Source organism: Streptomyces sp. WAC04114 (assembly GCF_019733245.1).
GTDB lineage: Bacteria > Actinomycetota > Actinomycetes > Streptomycetales > Streptomycetaceae > Streptomyces > Streptomyces massasporeus_A.
Window position 1 is genome coordinate 1 of record NZ_JAIGQA010000358.1, and the last position, 1,760, is coordinate 1,760.

Sequence of the window (1,760 nt, forward strand, 5' to 3'; positions counted from 1 at the left end):
TTCATAGTGTTTCGGTGGTTATAGCGTAGGGGAAACGCCCGGTTACATTCCGAACCCGGAAGCTAAGCCTTACAGCGCCGATGGTACTGCAGGGGGGACCCTGTGGGAGAGTAGGACGCCGCCGAACAATTTTTGGGAAAACCCCCCGCATCTTCGGATGCGGGGGTTTTCTGCGTTTAAGCTCGAATGCATGCGCCATGACCTCGTGATTTTCGACAATGACGGTGTTCTCGTCGACAGTGAGCCCATCTCCAACCGGTTGCTCGCGGCGTACCTCACCGAGCTGGGGCACCCCACCTCCTATGAGCAGTCCATTCGGGACTACATGGGATCGGCGATGCACCGCATTCACGAGCTCGTCCTCGAGCGGACCGGGCAGCGGTTGCCGGAGGACTTCGACGACGTCTTTCACACGCGGGTGTTCACGGCCTTCGAGCAGGAACTCGTGGCCGTGGCCGGGGCCTCCGAGGTGCTGGAGAAGCTGGCCGCCGACGGGGTGCCGTACTGCGTGGCCTCCTCCGGAAGTCATGAGCGGATCCGCGTGGGGCACCGGACGACCGGGCTCGACCGGTGGTTCGACGGGAAGCGCATCTTCAGCTCGCAGGACGTCGGGCGGGGCAAGCCGGCCCCCGATCTGTTCCTGTACGCGGCCGAGCGGATGGGGGTCGCACCGCAGCGGTGCGTCGTCGTCGAGGACAGTCCGCTGGGGGTGCAGGCGGCCGTCGCAGCCGGCATGGACGTGTACGGGTTCACCGCCATGACACCCGCGGAGAAGCTGGCCGGGGCCACCCGGCTCTTCTCCGAGATGGGTGAGCTGGTCGACCTGCTGGTGTGAGCCGTTCCCGGAGACTCGGACCCGCCGAAGCTGAGGAAAATTCATCTTTGGCTGGATCTACCCACGGGTAGGCCAGGGCCCTACGCTCGCCGCCATGACTGATGTGCTGCGGCGCGGCAGAGGCTCGTTGGCGTTCAGCTTCCTGGTGCAGGGTGTCGCCTTCGCTCTGCTCGTGACGAGGATCCCGGCCATCCAGGACCGGTACGGGGTCTCCGACGCGCTGCTGCCCGCGTTTCTGGCCGCCGTGCCGATCCTCGCCGGAGTCGGGAGCGTGACCACCGAGCGGCTGGTGAAACGGGTGCGGCCGAGCCGGCTGCTGCGGTGGTCCCAGCCCGTGGTGCTGCTGGCACTGCTCGGCGTCGGGGCCGGGGAGCGGGTGGTGGAGCTCGGGATCGCGCTCGCGGCGTTCGGTCTCGCCGTCGGCGTGCTGGACGCGTCGATGAACATGCTCGGGGTGAGCCTGCAGCGGTCGTACGGGCGCAGCATCATGCTCAGTTTCCACGCCGCGTACAGCCTGGGCGGGATCGTCGGCGCCTCGCTGGCGTGGGTGGGGGCGCACTGGCATCTGGCGCTGTGGGTGTCGTACCTGCCGGTCGTGCTGGTGCTGCTGCCGACCGTGCTGGTGGGGAGCCGGTGGTACGTCGACGACCGGGGCGGTGCGGCGGCCGAGGCGGAGAAGCCGGCCGGGGAGGGCCAGGTTCTCGTCTTCAGGTTGCTGTTGCCGCTGTGTCTGGTGATGACGGTCGCGTACATCGGGGACTCGACGGTCTCCAACTGGAGTGCCAAGTACCTTCAGGACGTGCTCGGGAGCTCGGAGCAGATGGCGACGGTGCCGTACAACGTGTACATGGTCACCACGCTGCTGGGGCGGACGATCGGGGACCTCGGGGTGCGGCGGTTCGGGGCGGTCGCGGTGGTGCGGGGC

2 protein-coding genes and 1 rRNA gene are annotated in these 1,760 nt (G+C 67.5%); all 3 read left to right on the forward strand.

Going from position 1 to position 1,760, the window contains the following annotated elements:
• Positions 1-10: 10 nt before the first annotated feature.
• Positions 11-127 (forward strand): 5S ribosomal RNA (rrf, locus tag K4G64_RS39145).
• Positions 128-190: 63 nt separating this feature from the next.
• On the forward strand, positions 191-835 hold the full coding sequence (locus tag K4G64_RS39150; RefSeq protein ID WP_221760600.1) for an HAD family phosphatase: 645 nt from the start codon (positions 191-193) through the stop codon (positions 833-835).
• A 94-nt stretch (positions 836-929) separates the two neighbouring features.
• A partial coding sequence (locus K4G64_RS39155) for an MFS transporter (RefSeq protein WP_221760601.1) occupies positions 930-1,760 on the forward strand: 831 nt, incomplete at its 3' end.